Source organism: Lysinibacillus sp. RC79 (genome assembly GCF_041262405.1).
In the GTDB taxonomy this organism is placed as follows: Bacteria; Bacillota; Bacilli; order Bacillales_A; family Planococcaceae; genus Lysinibacillus.
The window spans coordinates 1-23,195 of sequence record NZ_JBGCCD010000045.1; the positions used below are offsets into that span (position 1 = coordinate 1).

Sequence of the window (23,195 nt, forward strand, 5' to 3'; positions counted from 1 at the left end):
ATAAGGCACTTCCTGTTCAAAATTGAACAAGAAGTGCCTTATTTTTACTGAAAAGGGTTCGCTTTTATGAAAACGTAAGTTTTTCAGTGCCCTCACAAATTGCGAGGGCTAATTGCTATTTAAAGACACTCAATCTTCTTTACGATTCACCTTGATGAAAGTTAATCTTATAAAATTTCTTTGGTCTGCCGCGAAGTTTTTCATGCTTCTTATAAATTAATTCAGCGACACCTTTACTTTCTAGCTCGTTCAGTATACGGTTTGAGCTTCTAATTGTGATGCCTAAATGTAAGGCAATATCAGCAGAGGATAATTCATTTGTATTTGTTTTTTCAATGACAGATAGAATCTTTTGGATTAAAAGGAGGGAAATATCTAATTTTTCACTTAATCGTTGTAGCTCAGGAGTTTCTTCTGTCATTTGTAAAACAACTTTTTCTTCTGTATTGGGACTTATTAGTTGACCACTTTCTGTAATAATAAATGATGGCTTTTCCTGTTGGTGAGCTTCGTGATTGGCGATATGTGCTTTTTTCCGAGCTTCATCAATGTTTTGACCAATTCCCCACCCGATATTAATGGCAAACGGTAAGTTTTCCGATAAAGCCTCTACTAATTCATCTTGTGAAAAGTTATTAGTCATTGTTAGTAAATCCTTTTGAGAGGTGAAAATTTCAAAATGAACACTTTGTTTTTGTATAATCATCGTTAAATGATTCTTTTTACTATATTCCAATAGCGTAGTATGCAACAAGCTTTGATTAAATTCTGCATTAGTATTTTCTATTTTAGAAGGAATCAAGGCATCACCTGTTATTTCACCAATTGCCATAATACTTTCTGATAATTGTTTATGTCGGACCTCTAAAATAACCTTTTCAAATACTTCTAAAATAGTTTCTGGAGATGCTGTGATAAGCTCTGCGTTCACACCTTGCTTAGAAAGCTTGTCTAATATATTACTAAAAGCAGTAATAGATAGATCTACCTTTCCAGATCTATTTAATTCGATATGTCTTTCTAATAATTCCTCATAAAAATTATCCGTAATATCTAAATGGATAATATGTGCCTCTTCATTTTTTAAATATAATTCCTCTAATTTAATTAAATCTGTATATCCACTAAAGTCAAATGTCACTTTAGAAAAGTCCAAGCTAGGATATTTTCTACTGATATGAAATAGCTTTTTATAAAAATCTCGCTCATTTGCCATGTAGTAGTAGGTGGGTATTTGATACATAACATTTGAGCTTTGCAATACTAAATGGGCTAGGCCGTTCATAACAACTGCATCAAAAAATAAATAGTTTTCTAAATATAATGGTTTAATTTCAGAAAGCTTTTTATATGTAAAAAAAGTTAATTCGCAGCGTTCTTTTAATTGTTCTTTGATTGGTAAAACATCTTGTAGAGAATTATGCGCTACAATCACACCGATTCGAATCAAAATGAATTCTCCTCCTAGATTTTCTATTAGCTCTAGTATATTTGACATTTGCATCTTATAGCAATATGGAAGCATATTTTTTGAATTTTGTTGATTTTTTTTATAAGCATCCTCTATAATCATTTAAAGACAGTCTTTAATATGTCCGAAAATAAACACAAGGGGGACTCTTATTGGAAAGGTCTAACACAAGTAAGCAGAAGTACATAATTCTTGGGATTTTATTTTTAACTTGGATTGTAAATTATTTGGATAAGCTATCTATGAATGTAGCAATTATTCCTATTGCGGAGGAGTTTAGTTTAAATGAGACGCAAGCAGGGTTAATTATCAGTGTCTTTTTCATGAGTTATGCAGTGATGCAGTTAGTTGGGGGATATTTATCAGATAAATATGGGGCAAGACGTATGATTCTTATTTCGGTTTTATTGTGGTCTATTTTCACGATTTTGACTGGCTTTGCATGGTCATTTGTATCACTTATTGCGATTCGGTTACTCTTTGGGATTGGAGAAGGAAGTTTTCCTGCAGCTAGCTCATTAGCAATTGCAGACAATTTCCCAAAATCAGAACGAGGTCGTGCAAAGTCAACGCTTACAGCTGCTACTACTATTGGTAGTATGATTTCGACTATTGTAGCTGCTGCTTTAATAATTTCTATTGGCTGGAGAAATTTATTCTTTATTTTTGGTGTTTTAGGATTCCTATTAACGATTGTCCTTTATTTTTTATTAAAGCCAAACACTCAATACAGAGAAGAGGCAAAGTCTATTAAAGTGAAAGTGCCACTAAAAAAATTATTAAAAATGCCAATGCTCTGGCAGTTAATGTTGATGTACTTTGGCGTCAGTATTGTCAATTGGGGACTTACATCGTGGATGCCGACTTATATGGTAAAGGCAAAAAATTTAGATATGGTTTCGATGGGAGCACTAGCAATAATTCCTGCGTTAGCAGCATTAATTGCTGTAGTGCTAACAGGCTGGCTAATTGATAAATTTGCTGTTGGTAAAGAGAAATATTTAATTATGTTTGGTGCTTTTATTGCAGGCATTAGTTTATTTTTCATGACGAACGCTTCTTCAATTACGATGATTGTAACATTTCAAGCTTTAACATTGGCGGGCTGCTTGTTTGCTACAACAACGATATTAACTTTACCACTTAAATATTTCTCACATGATGTTATTGGAACTGCAACAGGATTTATGTATTTTGGTGGTCAGATAGCTGGTGCAATATCTCCATCTATAATGGGGTACATCATCTCGCTATTTAATGGATCTTATTCAGCAGCATTCTTGTTCTTAATGGTTATGGTTATAATTCCTATTCTAACAGCGACAACTTTAAGAACTAAAACATCAATAACTACAAATCCAACAGCTTAATAAAAATAGAAAACGGAGTGAAAGGTTTATGTCTAATTCTTATATAAATGAAATATCCAAAATTATTGAAGAGAAGCGAGATAAATATATAAATATCAGCGATAAAATTTGGAACTTTGCCGAAATTCGTTTTGAGGAATTTCAATCTGCTGAATTATTATGCACGGCATTGGAAAGTGAAGGTTTTCAAGTTGAGAAGGGAGTGGCTGACCTAGAAACGGCTTTTATCGGTAGCTACGGAAGTGGGAAACCTGTTATTGCTTTTTTAGGAGAATATGATGCCCTTTCTGGCTTAAGTCAAAAAGGAGGGGCAGCAATGAAAGCTGCTACTCAAGAAGGGGGAAATGGTCATGGCTGTGGACATAATCTTCTCGGTACAGGATCCTTGGCAGCGGCAGTAGCTTTACGTGATTACATGGAAAAACATAATATTCCTGGTACAATCAGATTTTATGGTTGTCCAGCAGAAGAAGGTGGCTCTGGCAAAACATTAATGGTCCGTGCAGGTCTTTTTGATGATGTAGATTTTGCTTTATGCTGGCATCCTGCTGACCATAATTTAATGATGTGTACGAGCTCCTTAGCCAATGTTCAAGCTTCCTTTAAGTTTACTGGACGTTCTGCCCACGCAGCTCAGGCGCCGCATTTAGGTCGCAGTGCACTGGATGCCGTTGAACTTATGAACGTGGGAGTTAACTATCTTCGTGAGCATATAATTCCAGAAGCACGCGTGCACTATGCAGTGACAAATACAGGTGGATTATCACCGAATATTGTACAAGCAGATGCAAGTGTACTTTATTTAGTACGTGCACCAAAAACAAGCCAAGTCAATGAAATTTATGATCGTGTCTGTAAGATTGCTGAGGGTGCCACATTAATGACAGGTACAAATGTTGAAATCAACTTTGACAAAGCATGCTCTAATCTAGTTCCAAACCATACAATGCAGCAAATAATGTTTGAACAGTTTACACAACTTGGTACACCACAATTCAGTGAACAAGATTATGAATTTGCTACGGAAATTAGAAAGACTCTTTCCGAACAGGAAAAGAATGGAGGAGGTCTGGCCGCTATTCCAGTATTTAGAGAGCTACTTGCAAAGGAAAAGGATACAGCATTATCAACAACGTTATTCCCTTACAATAAAGCATTTACAACTATCACGATGCCAGGCTCAACAGATGTGGGGGATGTAAGCTGGGTTGTTCCAACTGCACAATGTACAACGACATGTCATGCACAAGGGACACAACTGCATTCTTGGCAGGTCGTTGCTACAGGTACGACATCTATCGCTCATAAAGGGATGCTTCATGCTGGGAAAGTTATGGCTGCCACTGCTGCTGCGATGCTGGCGCAACCGGAATTAATTGCACAAGCAAAGCAAGAGCTAAAAGAACGTTTAGGAAATGAGATTTATCAAAATCCAATTCCTCAAGATGTTAAACCTTCACACATCCGCAAATACGCATCTGACGTAATCGAATAATTGAAAAAGAGGCGTCAAGACAAGAAAACTGTCAATGACGCTTCTTTTGTTTTTTATAACGAAGAGGAGACAGTGACATCATCCTTTAAAAATTCAACACAATTTCTGCCTCGTTCTTTTGCTTGATATAACGCTTTATCACATCTTGATAATAATGTATTTCGCGTATCACCATCTACATAGCTAGTTACACCGAAGCTACTAGTTTTTCGTTGCACAACAGGGAATTGATGATTTTCTAATTGTTGACGAAGCTTTTCAGAAAGCTTTACAGCATCATTTAGTGTAGTTTGAGGACAAATAACTAAAAACTCCTCGCCACCCCATCTTCCAATTGTATCTTGTTCTCGAATAGTATTTTGCAATATCTCTGCTACGCTCATTAAAACTAAGTCGCCTACTTGATGGCCAAACTCATCATTTACTTCTTTAAAATAATCAATATCTAGTAGAATAATAGAGAACGGGGCCTCATGATGCTGAGCATGTTGAAATGCTTCTTCTAACACATCATCTAACCTTACACGATTTGGAATTTGAGTTAGGCGATCTGTATTTGCTAATTTTTCAAGCTCAAGTTTTGCTCTTTCTAGCTCTTGTGTTCGTTCCTTTACTTTATGTTCGAGCGTTTCATTGAGCGTTTGTTGCATTTCTTGATGCTCTTTTTTAATAATATTGATTTTATCGCCTAATGCTAATGACAAAAATATAGATTCAAAAATAGCACCAACTGCAGGAACTTCCTCAAATATAACTGGATGGAATGGAATTAAACTTAAAAAGGCCAATGCTTGTACAATAATGGAACCAAGCAGAACTGTCCAACCTACCAAATAAAATCTGGCCATCTTCTGACCTTTTAACAACACAAATATTCCTGATAACCAAAGAAAAATAAAGACTACTACAGCAAAAATAATTGTAAAATTATTTGTAATCGTAACATCAGGGACAATGAATGAAGCAATTAAAGAAAGTATAGTGATCCATAATAGTAGATTTCCGATTTTGTGGAATCGAGGTAAATATTTTTTTAGTTCAAGAAACTCTTTGCAAAATAGAAGCATAAATAACAGTAAAAGATTACCACTTATCGCTGAGGATTTTATAAAAAACCATTTAGGCAAATATTGACTTGCTAATTCAATATCTAAAGAATTCAATGTAGCTTGATAGAGGATAAAACTAAACATATACATAACATAGTAAAAATAAGCCTTTTCTTTTAACGAAAAAAACAAAAATAAATTGTAAATTAATAATGCGGATAAGAATCCATAAAAAATTCCTGTTAAATATTTATAGTCAATAATCTTATTGATAAAGCTATCGTTTGTAAAAAGATAAGAAATTGAATTTAATGGTAATTCGCCATCTAATTTTATATAAATTTCTTTGACGGATGGGTCTTGGATTTGAAATAAATTAGAGCGATAATGAATGTTTTGATTGTCAATATTTGAAATTCCTCTTTTTTGAACACTATAGGTGCCATCTTCTTTCACTAAATACATTTCAATGCTATCTAGCTTGTCTGTTACCTCTAACCAGTAAGACTCCTGTTTATCCTTTAATATTTCATCGGCATCTAATCGTAGCCAAATTGTATCATTCGTATGCCAAAAAAATAAATAATTCTCTTTACTAGTGACAAAGGAATTGTCATATGTACCACTTAATAAATCTTCGATAGTAATTTTTTTTGACGGATCACGCAAAATATCATAATGCTTTCCCAATTTAATAGGTTCTGATAGTTCTGCAGCATGACATGGTAAGCTGAATTGTGTAAAAGTAAATATGAGTACGATAAAAAAATAAAATAACAGGTTGGTTTTTATAATTTTATTTTTCATCATGTATTTTTTCTCCTATCCTAATCCCTATCCTTCAGTTACTAGTTATGCTGATGAAAGGTAAAATAAGGTGCTCTAAAAATAGAGTATTATGTAAATATATCACACTTTATTCTATGTTTAGGATTTTTACGAATAAAAAGAAGATAATTCGATTAGGAATCCTTTGATTATTTTCAAAGACCATAAGAGCAAGAATGAGGACGAAATGAATGTGTTTTTCCTGATAATATGATGGCTAATAAGTAATAAGGAGGCATCATGATGTCAAAAATTCAGGAATTTAATGAGCTACATTCAGCTAAAGAACTATTATTTATAGGAAATGCGTGGGATTTATTATCTGCGTTAACTTTAGAAAAAGTTGGTTTCAAAGCGATTGGTACAACAAGCTGGGGAATTGCCAATTCACTAGGGTATGCAGATGGTGAGTTAATTGATTTTGATCGGCACTTAGCCATTATTAAAACAATTGCAGACAATGTAAAAATACCTGTTTCTGCAGATATTGAGGCGGGATATGGACAAGATCAGAAAACAATTTTAGAAAATGTTTTAAGGACGGCGGATCTGGGAGTTGCAGGTATCAATATTGAAGATTCACTCAAAAAACAAAAGGGATTACGAAATCTAAACGAGCATTGTAAACTTCTAGCGGAAATGAGAACGATGTTAGATAATCACGGTTATAAAAATTTCTTTATTAATGCTAGAACAGATACGTATTTTCTGATGCAGAATCCATTTATAGAAACTATGAATAGAGCAAAGGCTTATGTGGAGAGCGGAGCAAGTGGCATATTTATTCCAGGATTAACAGATGATGAGGAGATAAGAGAAATAACTTTGAATATAGATGCACCCATTAATCTACTTTCTTTACCTGAACTGACGGATTGTAATAAGCTTAAAGAATTAGGGGTAAAACGTTTTAGCTTCGGCAATGCACTATCAGACAAAATAATAGCTTATTTAAAAATGAATGCTAGCCAATTACTGGAGAAGCAAAATACGGCGTTTTTATATGAGAAATAGGCTGCAAAGGGGATGGAATAGTGAACAACAAAATCAATCTTTCATTTGAGGAAATGTGGGAGAAAATTATGGCCTGTAATCAAACATATGATGGGCTATTTTATACGGCTGTAAAGACTACTAAAATCTATTGCCGTCCTTCATGCAAATCACGAAAGCCGAAAAAAATAAATGTAGAATTTTACGACGATATTCAAAAGGTTGAGAGTGCTGGATATCGTGCTTGTAAAAGGTGCCAGCCTGAAGTGGAACTCTCTCCGCATACTCAACTCATCAAAAAAGTAACAGCCTATTTAATAAATGAGTATAAACAAAGATTAACATTACAGGATATTGCTAATTATGTGGGAATAAGTCCATTCCATCTTGAACGCCTATTTAAACAAGAAACTGGTGAAACACCGCGAGCTTATTTAGAGAAAATAAGAATAGATAAAGCCGTATATTTTTTAAAAAATACAAGTTATACAAATCTTGAGGTTTGCTATGAAGCCGGATTTCAAAGCCCATCAAACTTTTATAAAGTGTTTCGGAACTTAAAATATTGTTCACCAAGTGAATATCGAAACCTTGTGAGGAGTTAAGGACATGAATTGGATCAATAACGAAACCTATATTGTGATTAATCCACCTGCAGCATTTAATTATACTGAGTGCCTAATATTCTTAAATAGATCTAAAAAAGAGGTGCTGCATCGAATAAAAGACAGTTATATATATAAATTGCTTTAAGTGGATGGACAAAATATTTTATGTAAAATAGGGCATCAATCAAATTCTATCAAAGTCGAATTTCCAATACACGTACCATCTGAAAGCGCCTTAGAAAAAATTGCACAGTACATTTGGCAATGGTTCGATTTAGAAAAAAATTTGAGCAGTTTTTATGAAATGGCTCAAGAAGATACAATTTTGCAGCCTCTCGTTAAAAAATATTACGGTTTACGAATAATAGGCATGCCAGATTTATTCGAAGTACTCGTATGGGCCATTATCGGACAACAAATTAATTTAACATTCGCATACACATTAAAAAGACGTTTTGTAGAACAATTTGGAGAAAGCCTAACATTTGAAGGAGAAACTTATTGGCTGTTTCCAACATATGAAAGAGTTGCCGCTATTCAGGTGGATGACTTAAGAAATTTGCAATTTACACTTAGAAAATCTGAGTACATTATAGATATTGCAAAAATCATGGCAAGCGGACAATTGACAAAAGAAATATTGCTTCAACAAGAAGATTTTTTAAAAAGTAAAAATTTCTTAATGGCGATTCGAGGCGTTGGTGCATGGACAGCTGATTATGTGCTTATGAAATGCATACAAGATCCAACCTCATTTCCTATTGCGGATGTCGGTCTTCATAATGCCTTGAAAAATCAATTAGCATTAAATCGTAAGCCGACTATTGAAGAAATTAAGAGCATCGCAACACATTGGAAAGACTGGGAGGCTTATGCCACTTTTTATTTATGGAGGTCTCTATACGATGAAACAATATAAATTAGATTTTAACTCTCCCATCGGCATCATTGAAATTGTAGGTTCTGATACAGAGGTCTATTCAATAATGTTTTCAGAGCAAGATCAAATAGTAAGTGTTCCTCAAAAAGAAACACCCCAAGTTTTATTAGATTGCCAACAACAGCTACATGAATATTTCATCGGTGAGCGCCATGAGTTTACATTTTCTTATGATTTTGAGGGTACTAACTTTCAAAAAGAGGTTTGGACTGCTTTAACAAGTGTTGCTTATGGTGAAACAGCAACATATAAAGAAATTGCCGTTTCCATCGGCAATGAAAAAGCTGTGAGAGCTGTAGGAAGTGCAAATGGCAAAAATAATTTAAGCATCGTCATTCCTTGCCATCGAATTATTGGCTCAAACGGAACATTAACAGGCTATGCAGGTGGGATATGGAGAAAGGAATGGCTGCTACAACATGAAAAATTAAATAGTAAGGGAATTAAGAAATAAATTTATGATGATCATACCTCGTATGGGTAATAAGCCAGCTATTTAAAAAGTGGTTTATTTCCTTCGATTTTCTAACGTTCCCTTTGTTTGTAATATAACTTAGCCTAGGCATGCCTTTTGTATAAATAAGCGGTTATTGCTAAAAATAAGACCGTCAAAATGGGTGATTTAATTAAATAATAAGTATTTGTAATTTTACCACTTGTTATGACAGTTTTTTTGCAGTATCGACGCTTTTTATACATGTGAAGCATGAACTTCAAGTGTTAACTAGCTTCGTAATTACAAATGAAGGAGGTGTAAACGTGAGCGTAGTTTATAGAACCGCTTTAGTGTTAGTCATCATTGGCGCAATCAACTGGGGGCTTATAGGATTTTTTAGATTTGATTTAGTTGCCTATTTGTTTGGTGGACAAACCGCAGTATTGTCACGATGGATTTATGCATTCGTTGGATTAGCGGGACTAATATCCTTACCTGTGCTTATTATGCGATTTGATGGGGATGAAGACCTTAATCCTGATCTAAATCTTGATCAAGATCATCATACTCGCATAGACAGAAACCCAAGCTATGGTATGGAGTTTGGTGATGAAGCAGATTTTACTGCATTAAAAACAACTAATGTACTAAAAGAAGAAAAAAAGGATTCACATAGCAAAAATAAAACTAAAAACAAAAACAAAAAATAACCCTTAGTTTATCGATAGTACCCAAAAAAACTGGTGACCACATTTGGTTCGTCAGTTTTTTCGTTTATGGCTAGGAGAAAAATCCGCAAAGAAATAAGGGATTGGCACCCAGATAACGAAGCGGATTTTTACTAGAAGTTCTTACATTCGTCTGTCCCATTAGCAGTTATTATCTAGAAAGGCGAACGGAAATCTTATGGTGATAAAATTTATTGGTGTGTCAATACATCTTCAATCAAAAATGCGATGTAGAGATTTGTTTTTGTAAATGGGTTACTTAAGTCCATATCTAATAGCGTTTCTATTTTTTTTATTTTATAAAGTACTGTGTTGCGATGAATAAATAGACGTTCACTAATCCTACGGGTACTACCATTTTCCTCGAGAAAAATGCGTAAAAATTGTACATAATCTGAGCTATGCAATTCATCATAGCGATAAAGCACACCTAAGATGTCTTGGCTATATGATTTGATTAATGTTTGATTTTGCACGGCCATGATAATTTTGTAGGCACCAATTTCTTTATATTTATATAGGAAACGATTGTTATGAAGCTTTGCTAATTGGATTACTGTTAATGACTCATCATAGCTTTTGCGAACATTTCCAAGCTCTTTATGATAATTTCCTTTACCAATGATAATATCCAAGTAACCATTTTTTTGCGTGATTTTGTCGTAAATTTCTTCAACAACTTTTGAGAAGGGAGTATTTGGCGTAATGATTTGTGCTCTGTCGATTAAAAAGATGAGGTGATTTTTATGCTTTAGTTTTAAGAAGCGTTTATATCTATTTTGAAATGCAAATTGGATCATGACCTCATAACGGTCAATATTAGCTTGTGCACCATTTGTTGTACATGAAATGATGGCTAACTCCCTACCTTGTGGAAAACCTAGTAGTGCTAATTGATCTTTAATGTAGTCGGCGTTTTGTTTGTAGTGAAAAAGTAAGTTATAAAGAACCTTTTCTTCGATAGAAAGCTCTTGATGGTGATTGGCGATAAATTGAAATGTTGTTTTTAATAGATCTGCTATTCGATAGTTCCATGGCATGTGAAAAATAGGGAAATCATGTTCGTTGGCAAAAGTGATGACTGATTCTGGTATATTTGGAATATATGGGCCGGTATTAATAATAAAACCTGCTACTTTTTTAGAGAAAGCTAGTTTTACAAGTTGCTCTAAGGAATCTCCTTCTGAAGATAAATTAATACCTGTAGTCACGACTAATTCATTAGGTCTACAAAACATAATTAAATCGATGCTTTCTACTACGTTAATCCCTGTAACTCTCCGAAAAGTTCCGCTATGTCCAGCTACTAATGTTAGCATTGGGAATTGGATCCCCTCTACAATTTTGCGAATTGTCCCCATTTTCCCCCCCCTTATTATGAACATAACTTACCATATATTATGTGCAGATGCACATATTTTTTTAGTTTGCTATCTATATCTCATAATTTTTATCTTTTATAGAATGTGTATAACTACTGTGAAAGAGAGGACTTGCATATGTATAAGTGTAATAGTAGACGATTGCAAGAGTTAATTGAACAATTTAGTCAATTTGGAGCTACAGAAAATGGTGGCGTAACTCGTTTGTCTCTTTCGAATGAGGATGTATTAGCAAGAAACTATTTTTGTGAGTGTTGTGAAGAATTAGGGATGGACATTAAAGTCGATGATATGGGTAATATTTATGCCATTCTACCTGGAAAAAAGGATGTCCCTCCAATTGTTATGGGGTCGCATTTAGATTCCGTTGAAAAGGGTGGGAAATTTGATGGTGTATTAGGCGTTTTAACGGCAATAGAGGCCATTAGAACGTTAAAGGAAAACGAGATTGAGCTAGATATCCCTATAATGATTGTGAATTTTACGAATGAAGAAGGTGCTCGTTTTGATCCTGCAATGATGAGCTCTGGTGTCATCTCAGCTAAATTTGAAAAAGAAAAAATGCTGCAATCTGTCGACAAAAATGGCACTAGTTTCAAAGAAGCACTGCAAGCAAGTGGTTATGAGGGAGATCAAGAAAATCGTTTAAATGAAGCACTTGCTTATATCGAATTGCATATCGAGCAAGGACCTGTTCTAGAGGCGAAGCAACTGGAAATAGGAGTTGTTGAAGGTGTATTAGGCATGGTTTGCTATGAAATTATGGTTTCAGGGCAGTCCAATCATGCTGGAACGACACCAATGACAATGCGTCAAGATCCGATGATCGTAACTTCAAAAATCATTACGTATTTACATGAAGAGCTCGGAAAAATTGATGAACAGTTAGTGTTTACCTTTGGCCGAATGAATGTTTCTCCAAATATTCATACCGTTATACCGAACAATGTGACATTTACGATAGATTCACGTCATCAAAAACCAGAAGTTATGCAAAAGGTTGAGGACATACTGAATAATCTTCCTACAGAGGATATGGGCTGTAGCGTTAAGCCAGTTAAGCTATGGGGTAGAGATACAGTCTATTTTGATACTCATATTTGTAATGAAGTGGAAAGGGCTTGTCAGAGCTTCGGCTATTCTTCTCATCGTATGTTTAGCGGGGCAGGACATGATGCGCAATATATTGCAAGCATTGTTCCATCAGCGATGATTTTCGTACCAAGTATTAATGGTAAGAGTCATTGCGAGGAAGAGGAAACAACATTTGAGGATTGTGCGAAAGGAGCAGATGTATTACTTGAAACAGTGTTGACGCTGCAAACAAAGTTCAGTATGGGAGAGACCTACACTTTACATTAAGGTAGTTCCTAACATTATTATGATTGAGCATTCTCCATTATTTTACGAAGGGTGAGGGGTACAATGAAAAAAATTATTAAAGGTGGACGAGTGGCGACAGCTGCAGATGTTTTTGAGGCAGATATTTTAATTGAAAACGGAAAAATTGTTCAAATTGGCAAAAATCTATCCGACGTTGGGGCAGAAGTTATTGATGCTACCGGTAAATATGTGATGCCCGGAGGAATTGATCCGCACACACATTTAGATATGCCATTTAACAATACTGTGACTGATGATGATTGGAAATCTGGTACCATTGCAGCGGCTTTCGGTGGGTAACTAAACTGTTACAACAAATTTAGACAAAACTATACAAATCTGTATAGAAGCATAGATTTATAACAGAATACCCTTCGTATCAAGCGATTGGTGCGAACTCCACGTTAATTGCTTTTAACTCCTAAAGCCTTGTGACCAAAGCGGAGCTGGAAACGGCAGACGTAACGGTGCGAAAGCAGAAAAAACAACAAGGATGGCATAAGCTGAAAAAAATTACTCAGTGTCCGAAAAGGGTCATCGTGACAACGGAAAACGGTAGCGCTAAGTGCTTTGGCAATGGATGTTTAGCAGCGAACTCCTAAATCTCTAATGAGACAAGGAAGACGTTCAACGACTATCTCCTTGAGGGAGAGTAAAACCGCAAGCAAATGGCGGAAGAAAAATGTGGCTCTTATTAGAAGATAAGATGAAGATATAGTCTGCGCTTATGTGAAAGCATAAGAGGTCTACTCGTGAGAGAAAGACTGCATGAAGGGTTGCGCCTTAGTGTGAACAAGAAAAATATATACAAATATAAAAATGTTAACAACCTCTCTAAATAGGGTAATGAGATTTTATCTTAGTGAAAGAGAGGTGGTACGCATGGAATTAATGTCCATTGGGGAATTTGCTAAACGTGCGACAAAGATAAGACTAAAACCAACTAAAGAACAAGAGATTTTGTTTTGGAAGTCTGCGGGGACTGCGAGATGGGCTTACAATTATTTCTTGGCTGAAAGTGAACGTATTTATAACGACGAGAAGCGTACAGTCAAAGAGGGCGAAGTTCGGAAGAAAATCAATAACGAACTGAAACCAACAACGCATAAATGGCTTAAGGAAGTCGGAAGTAATGTGATGAAACAGGCGGTAAAAGATGCCGATATTGCTAGAAAGCGTTGGTTCGAAGGCTTGACTGAAAAGCCAAGGTTCAAAAGCAGACGAAGAAGTAAAGTTAGTTTTTATGTAAATTACGAAAGTTTAAAACGAACAAATGATGGTTTTAGAGGTGAAAAGATTGGCAGTGTAAAAACTTGCATTGCGCTTCCTAAGCTTAAAAAAGGTCATAAATATTCGAATCCGCGCATTTCATTTGACGGAAGAAATTGGTTCTTATCAATTGGGTATGAGCAAGAATTTGAGCAATATGATTTGACAAGCGAAAGTTTAGGAATTGATGTAGGGATCAAAAAATTGGCAGTTTGTTCTGATGGCGAGTCGAAAAAGAACATCAACAAAACCGAAGAAGTCAAACGATTAGAGCGAAAGTTGAAACGAGAACAACGACAACTAGCTCGTAAGCTTGAAGCCAACACGAAAGAGTACACTAAAAACCGAAAGCCAATCTATAAAATACCTTTAAGGAATATGAAAAATATTCAAAAACAAAACACTGAAATCCGTAATTTATATAAGCGACTTAACGATATCCGAACAAATCATTTACATCAATGTTCTAATGAGATTGTGAAAACCAAGCCATCTCGTATTGTAATGGAACATTTAAATGTAAAAGGTATGATGAAAAATAAACATCTGGCGAAGGCGGTAGCCGGGCAAAAGCTATATGAATTCAAATGGCAAATTCAATACAAATGTCAAAAATACGGAATTGAATTTATTGAAGCTGACAGATGGTTTCCATCATCAAAAACTTGTTCTTGCTGTGGACAAATCAAATCCGATCTGAAACTGAAAGCCAGATTATATATCTGCCCTTGTGGATTGAAGTTGGATAGAGATTTGAACGCAAGCATTAACTTAGCAAATTACTCAATCTAAGGAATTTAACTGACACTAAACCTTAGATGTGTACGCAACGATACTGCGGAATTTAAGCCTTTGGAGAGTCATACTAAATGGCAGTAGCTTTTTGCGAAACCAGACTCAGTGAATAAGGAAGACACAAAAACGAAAGTCGGAAGATATAAGTTGTGTCACAGTAGAGATGTCTACATTTTTTTAGAAATGTATATGTTTTTCGTATCGGACGACTACTATTTTGGACTTCTGCTTAACGGCTGGCGAAGAAAAACTTTCAGCTGCAGTTGAAAAGTGGCATGACAAGGCGAAGGGGAAATCAGCTATCGACTATGGATTCCACTTAATGATTGGTGATTTAACTCCTGAAACAGAAGCGGAATTGCCGCAAATTTTAGAGCAGGAGGGCATTACTTCTGTAAAGGTGTTTATGGCTTATGCGAAAGAATTTCAAGCAACGGATCGCACCCTTTTTAAGGCTTTTAAAATAGCGAAAGACCTTGGTGCTGTTGTTATGGTGCACTGTGAAAATGGTTCTGTTATTGATGAGCTTGTAGAAGAGGCGCGACGTGCAGGTCATAAGGATCCGATTTATCATGCGCTCACTCGTCCAGCAGAATTAGAAGGCGAAGCGACAAAACGTGCGATTGAGTTAGCCCATATTGCTGGCGCTACCCTTTATGTTGTCCATGTAACTTGTAAAGAGGCGGTAGATGAGATCATTGCTGCGCGTGAAAAAGGCTATGACGTCTACGGTGAAACATGTCCACCATATTTAACTTTGGATCAATCTGCTTTAGCACAACCTGGTTTTGAGGGTGCAAAATATGTTTGGTCCCCACCACTTCGCCCGAAATACCATCAAAATCATTTATGGAATGCTCTAAAAGCAAAACAACTACAAACAATTGGCTCGGATCAGTGCTCATTTAGTTTTAAGGGTAAAAAGCAGTTAGGATTAAATGATTTTTCTAAAATTCCTAACGGTGGACCTTTTATTGAAGACCGCTTCAGTATTTTATATTCAGAAGGTGTTGCAAAAGGAAAAATTTCTATTCATGAGTTTGTCGATATGATTTCCACAAGTGCAGCAAAAATATTTGGTTTATTCCCACAAAAAGGAACGATTGCAATCGGTTCTGATGCCGATATCGTTATTTTTGATCCAGAGGTAAAACGAGAAATTTCGGCTAAAACACATCATATGAACGTGGATTATAACCCATATGAAGGATGGGAAGTAACAGGTGAACCAGTAAGTGTACTAGTACGTGGAGAATATGTCATTAAAAATAAAGAATTTGTTGGTGTACTAGGTAGCGGGCAATATATTAAACGTCCATTAAAAGCTATAGCTACAGAAGCACTAAACATTTAGCATTATCCCGCATTAACGGGCAGTAATACTCCCACCGCAAAATTTTAGCAAAAGCAAAGAAGTTAAGTGGGAGATAAACTGCCCGTAAAAGCCCGATTCGTTCAACTAATAATCAGTGGGGGATGAAGAAAACCCCTACTGATTAAAGTTTCACTTTATGACCGATTGCTTTGGATGGAGAACAGAGCAATCGGTCTCGTAATATCTTCATTTAGCTACATCTACCTCTATAAGTGGTGAGATGAATGTTAAGTGTGGCTCTTTTTTCAATGGTTCTAACATCAATTACGCCAAGGTGTAATAAGAAGGAAAAAATGAACACATGAGGGGGATATGGAAATGGCTCAGAATCAAGAAAATACAATGTCCCAACAGTTAACACGTAATTTTATGGAATTAACTAGTAGAATGACAAAGAGTGAAGCAATTGAGGAATCCAATCGTTGTCTTTATTGCTATAATGCACCATGTATTAAAGCCTGTCCAACGAGTATTCAAATCCCAAATTTCATAAAAAAAATTGCTTCTGGTAATATGAAGGGCTCTGCTACGACTATATTAGAAGCAAATCCAATTGGTGCAAGCTGTGCAAGGGTTTGTCCAACGGAGGAACTATGTGAAGGGGCGTGTGTGTTAAATTCCTCAACAAAGCCAATTAAAATCGGAGAGCTACAGCGCTATGCAACAGATTGGGCAATGGAAACGAATGCTCAGCTATTTAAGCAAGGGCAAAGCAATGGACTGAAGGTAGCGATTATTGGTTCAGGTCCCGCTGGTTTATCGGCTGCTCGTGAACTAAGTCGATTTGGTTATCAGGTTACTATTTATGAAGCTGAATCGAAAGCTGGTGGCTTAGGGAGCTATGGTATTGTGTCATTCCGTTTACCAAACGAAGTCGTTGATTGGGAAATTGAACAAATCGAAAAGCTTGGTGTGGAAATCAAAACAAGCACAACTGTCGGTGTTGATATTTTTGCTGATGAAATCTTGGAGCAATATGACAGTGTTATTTTAGCAGTCGGTATGGGAGCTGTGCCAAATCTGGGCATTGAGGGAGAAGATTTAGACGGTGTTCATGATGCGATAGAGTTTGTCAGAAAAACAAAAATGGGACCGCTTACAAAAGATATTGTTGGGAAGCGAGTGGCTGTCATCGGTGCAGGAAATACCGCGATTGACGGTGCTACATGTGCAGTGCGATTAGGTGCTGACAATGTTCAAATTCTTTATAGAAGAACACAAAAGGAAATGACTGCGTACAAATTTGAATATGAATTTGCCAAGCAGGATAGTGTGGAGTTTAAGTGGCTAACAGCACCGAAAAAAATTATTGGCAATGAGTCAGGTGAGGTCGTAGGCATTGAATGTGTGAAAATGAAGCTCGGTGAAGCGGGTGCTGATGGTCGACAAAGACCTGAGGAGATTGAAGGGTCCAATTTTATTATTGAAGTGGAAGCTGTTATTAAGGCAATTGGGCAAACACGTTTTGTGTCACTGATTGAAGCTTTTGGCTTACAGCATACAAATGGCGTTGTCGATATTGATGAAACGACAATGCGAACTTCGAATGACAAAGTATTTGCATGTGGAGATGTCGTCTTTGGAAATGGCCAGGGCGAGGCGATGGTTGTAACAGCTGTACAGCAAGGAAAAGACGCAGCATACAAGATCCATGAACGTTTAAGAAAACCAAGTGAGATTGCATAAGGGAGGAACTAATATGGCAGACTTACGCATTGACTTAGCGGGCATCAAATCGCCGAATCCATTTTGGCTTGCTTCAGCACCGCCAACGAATTCAGGCTATCAAGTACAACGCGCATTTGAAGCGGGGTGGGGTGGTGCTGTATGGAAAACATTAGGGGATCCAATTTTAAATGTTTCTTCCCGCTTTGCAGCTGTTAGCTTTAACGGACAAAGAGTAGCTGGCTTCAATAATATTGAACTGATTACGGATCGTCCGTTAGAGGTAAATTTACAAGAAATTTATGAAACGAAAAAAAGGTTTCCACATCACGCAATCATCGCTTCCTTAATGGTGGAGCCAAAGCAAGAAAAATGGCATGAGATTGTTAAACGAGTAGAAGATGTGGGGGTTGATGGTCTTGAGCTTAACTTTGGTTGTCCACATGGGATGGCCGAACGAGGAATGGGGTCTGCCTCTGGTCAAGTACCTGAATTGGTGGAAAAGCAAACGTACTGGGTGAAAGAGGCAGCGAAAACACCAGTAATTGTGAAGTTAACGCCAAACATTACCGACATTACAGTAACGGCAGAAGCGGCTACAAGAGGTGGAGCAGATGCTATTAGTATGATTAATACGATTAACAGCTTAGCGGGTGTCGACCTAGATACATGGAATACAGTGCCTCATGTAGCAGGAAAGGGTGCACATGGTGGTTATTGTGGTCCTGCCGTTAAACCAATTGCACTCAATATGGTTGCAGAGTGTGCCCGTAATCCATTAATCAATGTTCCGATTTCGGGCATTGGTGGTATTTCCAACTGGCAAGATGCTGCCGAGTTTATATTAATGGGAGCTACGGGCGTGCAAGTTTGTACAGCAGCAATGCATCATGGCTTTAGTATTGTTGAGGATATGATTGATGGACTCAATAACTATTTAGACGATAAAGGCATTGCCTCTGTCATGGATTTAGTAGGTCGCTCAGTTTCTAGATATTCCAATTGGGGTGACCTGGACTTAAACTATAAAATCGTGGCTGAAATTAATAACGATGTTTGCATTAACTGTAACAAGTGCCATATTGCATGTGAAGATACATCGCATCAATGTATCGATTTATATTCAGAAGATGGTCGCCCAATGCTGAAAGTTCGGGAAGAGGACTGTGTAGGCTGTAATTTATGCTCAATCGTTTGTCCTGTAGATGGTGCTATTACAATGGTTGAACGCAAATCTACAGTTCCACCAATGACTTGGAATGAACGTCAATCTCTGATTAGCAGTCTATCTAAGTAAAAAGTCTAAAATCTAAAATCAATTTCGCCTTGGCGTTATTGCGTTTGGAGGCTTAATCTTCATTCGTAGGGTGTTTGAATTCATCTCACTACTCTCTGAGGTAGGAGTATTTTGCCGAATGAAGATAAACTGAAATTCCACCTTCCTTCAGCATTTTCGTTGAAGGAAGGAATAACCTCATGTAAGTTGTCACGGAAATTTGATAAAAGAAGGAGAGATTATATGGAACGTGATGGGAATTATTTAAAATCCCCAGATTTACTTCCAGTGACACATCAGCAAAGAAATATTGGAACATTTGGTTTTGCAGTAATTTGGATAGGGATGGCAATTGTTTTAGCAGCTTTTGCAATCGGTGGCTCAGCAATCATTAGCTTACCATTGCCTATGGTAATTTTAGCAACGTTAATTGGCTCTTGTCTAATTGGTGTATTTATGACGTTAATTGGTGATATAGGCATTGAACATGGCTTATCATTCCCAGTATATATGCGTGCTCCGTTTGGTACATTTGGCACACATATTCCGTCACTTGTCCGAGGTGTAACGGCTGCATGTTGGTTCGGTCTGAACACTTATTTTGGAGCATTAGCGATAAACGGCATTTTAAATTTACTTTTTAGTTTTGATAATTGGTTTGTCTGTTTCATTGTCTTTGCAGCACTTCAGTTATTTAATACATCACTAGGTATTAAATCTATTGAACGCTTTGCAGATTTAGCAGCACCAGTTATTATTTTAATTTCCTGCTGGATGTATTATACCTTGGCAGATAATGCAGTAGCTCAAGGGAAAAATATTTGGACGTGGGTGGAAGCGCCAACAACAGGATTCTCTGCCTTCACTGCATTTATGGTAGTGATTATGGCGAATATGGGATTTTGGTCGACGCTAGCAGCCGATATGCCTTCACTTTCACGCTTCTTTAAAGCGCCAAAAAATGAACGCAACTGGTTCAAACGCAATAAAACACAGCTGGTCGGCTCATTAATCGTCATGCCGATTACAAATACTTTCATAGTGACAATTGGTGCTGTGTGCTATATGGCTGTTGCCTCTGCTGATCCTATCAATGCACTACAGCAAAGTGCAAGTGGCTTTATTTTAGGGATTTTACTGTTAATGATTGTATTAGCACAATGGTCAACTAACACCTCTGCAAATGTTATCCCAGCGGCAACGATCTTCTCAAATATCGGTGGGCCAAAAGTGCCGTTTTGGGTTGGGGTTGTTATTGCAGGAATAATTGGTATTCTAGCACAGCCTTGGAGTTTATTTGATGTGTTAGTAAATGCACTTTTAATTATCGGAGGAATTTTAACGGCAATCGTTGGTATTTTATTTGCTGATTACTATTTAATCCGTAAACGTCGTGTGCATGTAAAAGCACTTTATGACTTAGAGGGTCAATTTAAATATTGGAATGGCTTTAACTTTGCTGGTTTAATCGCTTGGATTATCGGTGGTGCAGTGGCAAATGTATTCTCCACTTATTCCTCATTAATAGGGTTCTTTGTAGGAGCACTTGTATATTATGTATTAGCGAAGTATTGGTGGTTCAAAAAATACCCTCAAGTTGAGCTAGAAGATCCAAGTGATGCAAAATATTTAGGGATTACAGTTGGTCACAATTTGGATGAACTATTTGGACAGCAACAAGCGCCTGCTCCAACAGTTGTTCCAGATGAGAATGATGTCGTTGAACAACCAGATCCGCTGTTAAAAGGTGCTGAATAATATTAAACACCTAACAGAATATCAAGAGGTTGATGAACGGAAAGGTGAGGTGATTGCATGTCAGAACATCAACAAAGCACAGAGGAAATAAAAAAAGTGGATCATTATTTAGATAGTGGCTTTAAAATTAAATATGTTTATGAAAATTTAAGTGGTATGTTTGTAGAATTTGCGCGTCAAGAAGAGGTTATTTTGATGCAAATTCTAACATCAGATGCACGCAAATATTTCTCTGCAAAGCTCCAAGAACAGACGTTATTGCAGTAATAAAGTAAACTCTATTCCATTCGATGGAATAGAGTTTTTTTACGTAATCAAATAGGCTTTTGCTCTAAGTTGATTCGTTTACCGCTAAATAAAGATAAAAATTGTTGCTACAACAGCTAATCCATTTGAAATAAAAGCCGAAGTGACGGATAGAACATTCAAAGTAACGGATAGAACATTCAAAGTAACGGATAGAATACCAAAATGCTCAGAATCCTTGTCCTATTATTGCCATAATCGTGTTTTTCCTAAAAATACAATTGTGTTTTTCAACAGAATTTATTATTATTATAAGATAATTCATCGTAGAAAGAACTTTAGAGAAAGAGGCGTAATTGAGTGGGAAATAAAGAATTAAAAAGGGGATTAGAGGCACGTCATATCCAAATGATTGCTCTTGGAGGTACTATTGGCGTGGGCTTGTTCATGGGGTCTGCTAGTGCCATTCAGTGGACAGGGCCTTCCGTGCTCCTTGCATATGCTATAGCAGGTATATTTATTTTTTTCATTATGCGAGCAATGGGAGAGATGCTTTATGTGGAGCCAAGTACAGGTTCCTTTGCAACGTTTGGCTATAAATATATACACCCATTAGCTGGTTATTTAACGGCGTGGAGTAACTGGTTTCAATGGATTATTGTTGGAATGTCAGAGGTTATTGCAGTAGGAACATATATGCAGTATTGGTATCCAGATTTACCTGCATGGATTCCAGGTTTAATTGCAATGGTGATTTTAGGTGTTGCCAACTTTATTTCTGTTAAATCTTTTGGAGAATTTGAATTTTGGTTTGCCATGATTAAAATTGTGACGATTGTTTTAATGATTTTTGCAGGCTTTGGACTTATTTTCTTTGGGATTGGTAATGGTGGCGTGGCAATTGGATTATCGAATCTATGGAATCATGGAGGCTTCTTTACAGGTGGCTGGACGGGCTTCTTCTTTGCGTTATCATTAGTAGTTGCAGCCTATCAAGGCGTTGAGCTTATTGGGATTACTGCAGGAGAAGCGAAAAATCCTCAAAAAACGATTACAAATGCGATTCAAAGTATTATTTGGCGTATTTTAATATTTTATATCGGTGCAATCTTTGTCATTGTAACAGTTTATCCGTGGAATGAATTAGGTACGATTGGTAGTCCATTTGTTGCAACTTTTGCAAAGGTTGGAATTACCGCTGCGGCAGGAATTATTAATTTTGTTGTTATTACAGCGGCAATGTCAGGCTGTAATAGTGGAATTTATAGTGCGGGACGTATGCTGTATACGCTTGCCATGAATGGACAAGCACCTAAATTTTTTGCGAAGCTTTCAAGTAATGGCGTTCCGATATTCGGCACAGCAGGCGTACTAGTTGGTTTGGTTATTGGTGTTATTTTAAGCTATATAGCGCCAAAGAATTTATTTGTATATGTATACAGTGCAAGTGTATTACCGGGGATGATTCCTTGGTTTGTTATTTTAATAAGTCAAATACGATTTAGAAAAATAAAAGGTGAAGAACTGTCAAAGCACCCATTCAAAATGCCATTTGCACCATTTACAAACTATATAACGATTGCCTTTTTAGTCATGGTGCTAATCGGTATGTGGTTTAATGATGATACTAGAGTTTCTCTTATTGTGGGAATTATTTTCTTAGCTCTTGTTATCATTAGCTATTATGTTTTTAGAATTGGAAAAGAACGTCCAGTTAATAAATAATGAAATGTTAAAAGGGTGTATTTCTACTATGAGATGCATCCTTTTTGTTTTGTAACAGCGATTTTACCCATTTTGCCTGTTTATTGTTAGCATCTTTAAAATGGGACAAAAGAGTAAATAATGTGTATCAATAAACAAAGGTTGATTTTCACTCCGAGTTGGCGCTCTCCGCGGGCTTGGCTTTAATTTCTTTCAATGGGTGTCCAAACACCTGTACCTGTCGCTACGCTTTCGGTACAAAAGACATGTGCTGAAATATAGGAACTCAGTCTAAGAACGCCACGTCCTGTGGCAACGACTGAGTGACCAACTTCGTGTTGGCCTAAAGCCTCCGGCGGATGTCACGGAATCGGAAAGGAGTTAAAAAAGGATGTTAGCCTAAAATCATCGCATCCATGCGATA

17 protein-coding genes and 2 pseudogenes are annotated in these 23,195 nt (G+C 36.6%); 16 read left to right on the forward strand and 3 right to left on the reverse strand.

Going from position 1 to position 23,195, the window contains the following annotated elements:
• Positions 1-139: 139 nt before the first annotated feature.
• Complete coding sequence (locus tag ABH968_RS25705) at positions 140-1,450, reverse strand: hypothetical protein (RefSeq protein WP_370048584.1); 1,311 nt, start codon at positions 1,448-1,450, stop codon at positions 140-142.
• A gap of 173 nt (positions 1,451-1,623) precedes the next feature.
• Between ABH968_RS25705 and ABH968_RS25710 the strand changes: the two genes are divergently transcribed.
• Together ABH968_RS25710 and ABH968_RS25715 are read left to right on the forward strand one after the other, a co-directional pair.
• Positions 1,624-2,841 carry an MFS transporter gene (locus ABH968_RS25710; RefSeq protein WP_370048586.1) on the forward strand — a complete coding sequence of 406 codons (1,218 nt, stop codon included), beginning with the start codon at positions 1,624-1,626 and terminating at the stop codon, positions 2,839-2,841.
• 28 nt (positions 2,842-2,869) lie between these two features.
• The gene (locus ABH968_RS25715; protein ID WP_370048588.1) at positions 2,870-4,336 is read left to right on the forward strand and encodes a M20 family metallopeptidase; all 1,467 of its coding nucleotides are present in this window, start codon (positions 2,870-2,872) and stop codon (positions 4,334-4,336) included.
• 53 nt (positions 4,337-4,389) lie between these two features.
• On the opposite strand, the gene ABH968_RS25720 is transcribed toward ABH968_RS25715, so the two are convergent.
• A complete protein-coding gene (locus ABH968_RS25720; protein WP_370048590.1) occupies positions 4,390-6,195 on the reverse strand; it encodes a sensor domain-containing diguanylate cyclase in 1,806 nt (601 codons plus the stop codon).
• Between the two features lie 261 nt (positions 6,196-6,456).
• Here ABH968_RS25720 and ABH968_RS25725 point away from each other — a divergent pair, with 261 nt between their 5' ends.
• The 5 genes from ABH968_RS25725 to ABH968_RS25745 all read left to right on the forward strand — a co-directional run bounded on the left by ABH968_RS25725 (position 6,457) and on the right by ABH968_RS25745 (position 9,900).
• Positions 6,457-7,227, forward strand: coding sequence for an isocitrate lyase/PEP mutase family protein (locus ABH968_RS25725; RefSeq protein ID WP_370048591.1), 771 nt, complete (start codon positions 6,457-6,459; stop codon positions 7,225-7,227).
• A 20-nt stretch (positions 7,228-7,247) separates the two neighbouring features.
• Positions 7,248-7,811 carry a bifunctional transcriptional activator/DNA repair enzyme AdaA gene (locus tag ABH968_RS25730; RefSeq protein WP_370048593.1) on the forward strand — a complete coding sequence of 188 codons (564 nt, stop codon included), beginning with the start codon at positions 7,248-7,250 and terminating at the stop codon, positions 7,809-7,811.
• A gap of 148 nt (positions 7,812-7,959) precedes the next feature.
• On the forward strand, positions 7,960-8,733 hold the full coding sequence (locus tag ABH968_RS25735; RefSeq protein ID WP_370048595.1) for a DNA-3-methyladenine glycosylase family protein: 774 nt from the start codon (positions 7,960-7,962) through the stop codon (positions 8,731-8,733).
• The gene (locus tag ABH968_RS25740; protein WP_370048597.1) at positions 8,720-9,208 is read left to right on the forward strand and encodes a methylated-DNA--[protein]-cysteine S-methyltransferase; all 489 of its coding nucleotides are present in this window, start codon (positions 8,720-8,722) and stop codon (positions 9,206-9,208) included. The genes ABH968_RS25735 and ABH968_RS25740 overlap by 14 nt, the downstream gene beginning before the upstream one ends.
• 305 nt (positions 9,209-9,513) lie before the next feature.
• Positions 9,514-9,900, forward strand: coding sequence for a DUF378 domain-containing protein (locus ABH968_RS25745; RefSeq protein WP_370048598.1), 387 nt, complete (start codon positions 9,514-9,516; stop codon positions 9,898-9,900).
• A gap of 209 nt (positions 9,901-10,109) precedes the next feature.
• On the opposite strand, the gene ABH968_RS25750 is transcribed toward ABH968_RS25745, so the two are convergent.
• Complete coding sequence (locus ABH968_RS25750) at positions 10,110-11,279, reverse strand: PucR family transcriptional regulator (protein WP_370048600.1); 1,170 nt, start codon at positions 11,277-11,279, stop codon at positions 10,110-10,112.
• 138 nt (positions 11,280-11,417) lie between these two features.
• Here ABH968_RS25750 and ABH968_RS25755 point away from each other — a divergent pair, with 138 nt between their 5' ends.
• From ABH968_RS25755 to ABH968_RS25795, 9 genes and pseudogenes are all read left to right on the forward strand, one after another.
• Complete coding sequence (locus ABH968_RS25755) at positions 11,418-12,662, forward strand: Zn-dependent hydrolase (RefSeq protein WP_370048602.1); 1,245 nt, start codon at positions 11,418-11,420, stop codon at positions 12,660-12,662.
• 63 nt (positions 12,663-12,725) lie between these two features.
• Positions 12,726-12,980, forward strand: a pseudogene (locus ABH968_RS25760) (amidohydrolase family protein); the annotation flags it as partial.
• Between the two features lie 585 nt (positions 12,981-13,565).
• Complete coding sequence (locus ABH968_RS25765; RefSeq protein WP_370048603.1) at positions 13,566-14,744, forward strand: RNA-guided endonuclease InsQ/TnpB family protein; 1,179 nt, start codon at positions 13,566-13,568, stop codon at positions 14,742-14,744.
• A 208-nt stretch (positions 14,745-14,952) separates the two neighbouring features.
• A pseudogene (gene hydA, locus ABH968_RS25770) lies at positions 14,953-16,101 on the forward strand (dihydropyrimidinase); the annotation flags it as partial.
• A 339-nt stretch (positions 16,102-16,440) separates the two neighbouring features.
• Positions 16,441-17,808: an NAD(P)-dependent oxidoreductase gene (locus tag ABH968_RS25775; protein ID WP_370048605.1), complete on the forward strand. Its 1,368-nt coding sequence runs from the start codon at positions 16,441-16,443 to the stop codon at positions 17,806-17,808.
• Between the two features lie 13 nt (positions 17,809-17,821).
• A complete protein-coding gene (gene preA, locus ABH968_RS25780) occupies positions 17,822-19,084 on the forward strand; it encodes an NAD-dependent dihydropyrimidine dehydrogenase subunit PreA (protein ID WP_370048607.1) in 1,263 nt (420 codons plus the stop codon).
• A 222-nt stretch (positions 19,085-19,306) separates the two neighbouring features.
• On the forward strand, positions 19,307-20,821 hold the full coding sequence (locus tag ABH968_RS25785; protein WP_370048609.1) for an NCS1 family transporter: 1,515 nt from the start codon (positions 19,307-19,309) through the stop codon (positions 20,819-20,821).
• Positions 20,822-20,878: 57 nt separating this feature from the next.
• Positions 20,879-21,088: a hypothetical protein gene (locus ABH968_RS25790; protein WP_370048610.1), complete on the forward strand. Its 210-nt coding sequence runs from the start codon at positions 20,879-20,881 to the stop codon at positions 21,086-21,088.
• 339 nt (positions 21,089-21,427) lie between these two features.
• Positions 21,428-22,792 carry an amino acid permease gene (locus tag ABH968_RS25795; RefSeq protein ID WP_370048612.1) on the forward strand — a complete coding sequence of 455 codons (1,365 nt, stop codon included), beginning with the start codon at positions 21,428-21,430 and terminating at the stop codon, positions 22,790-22,792.
• Positions 22,793-23,195 lie beyond the last annotated feature (403 nt).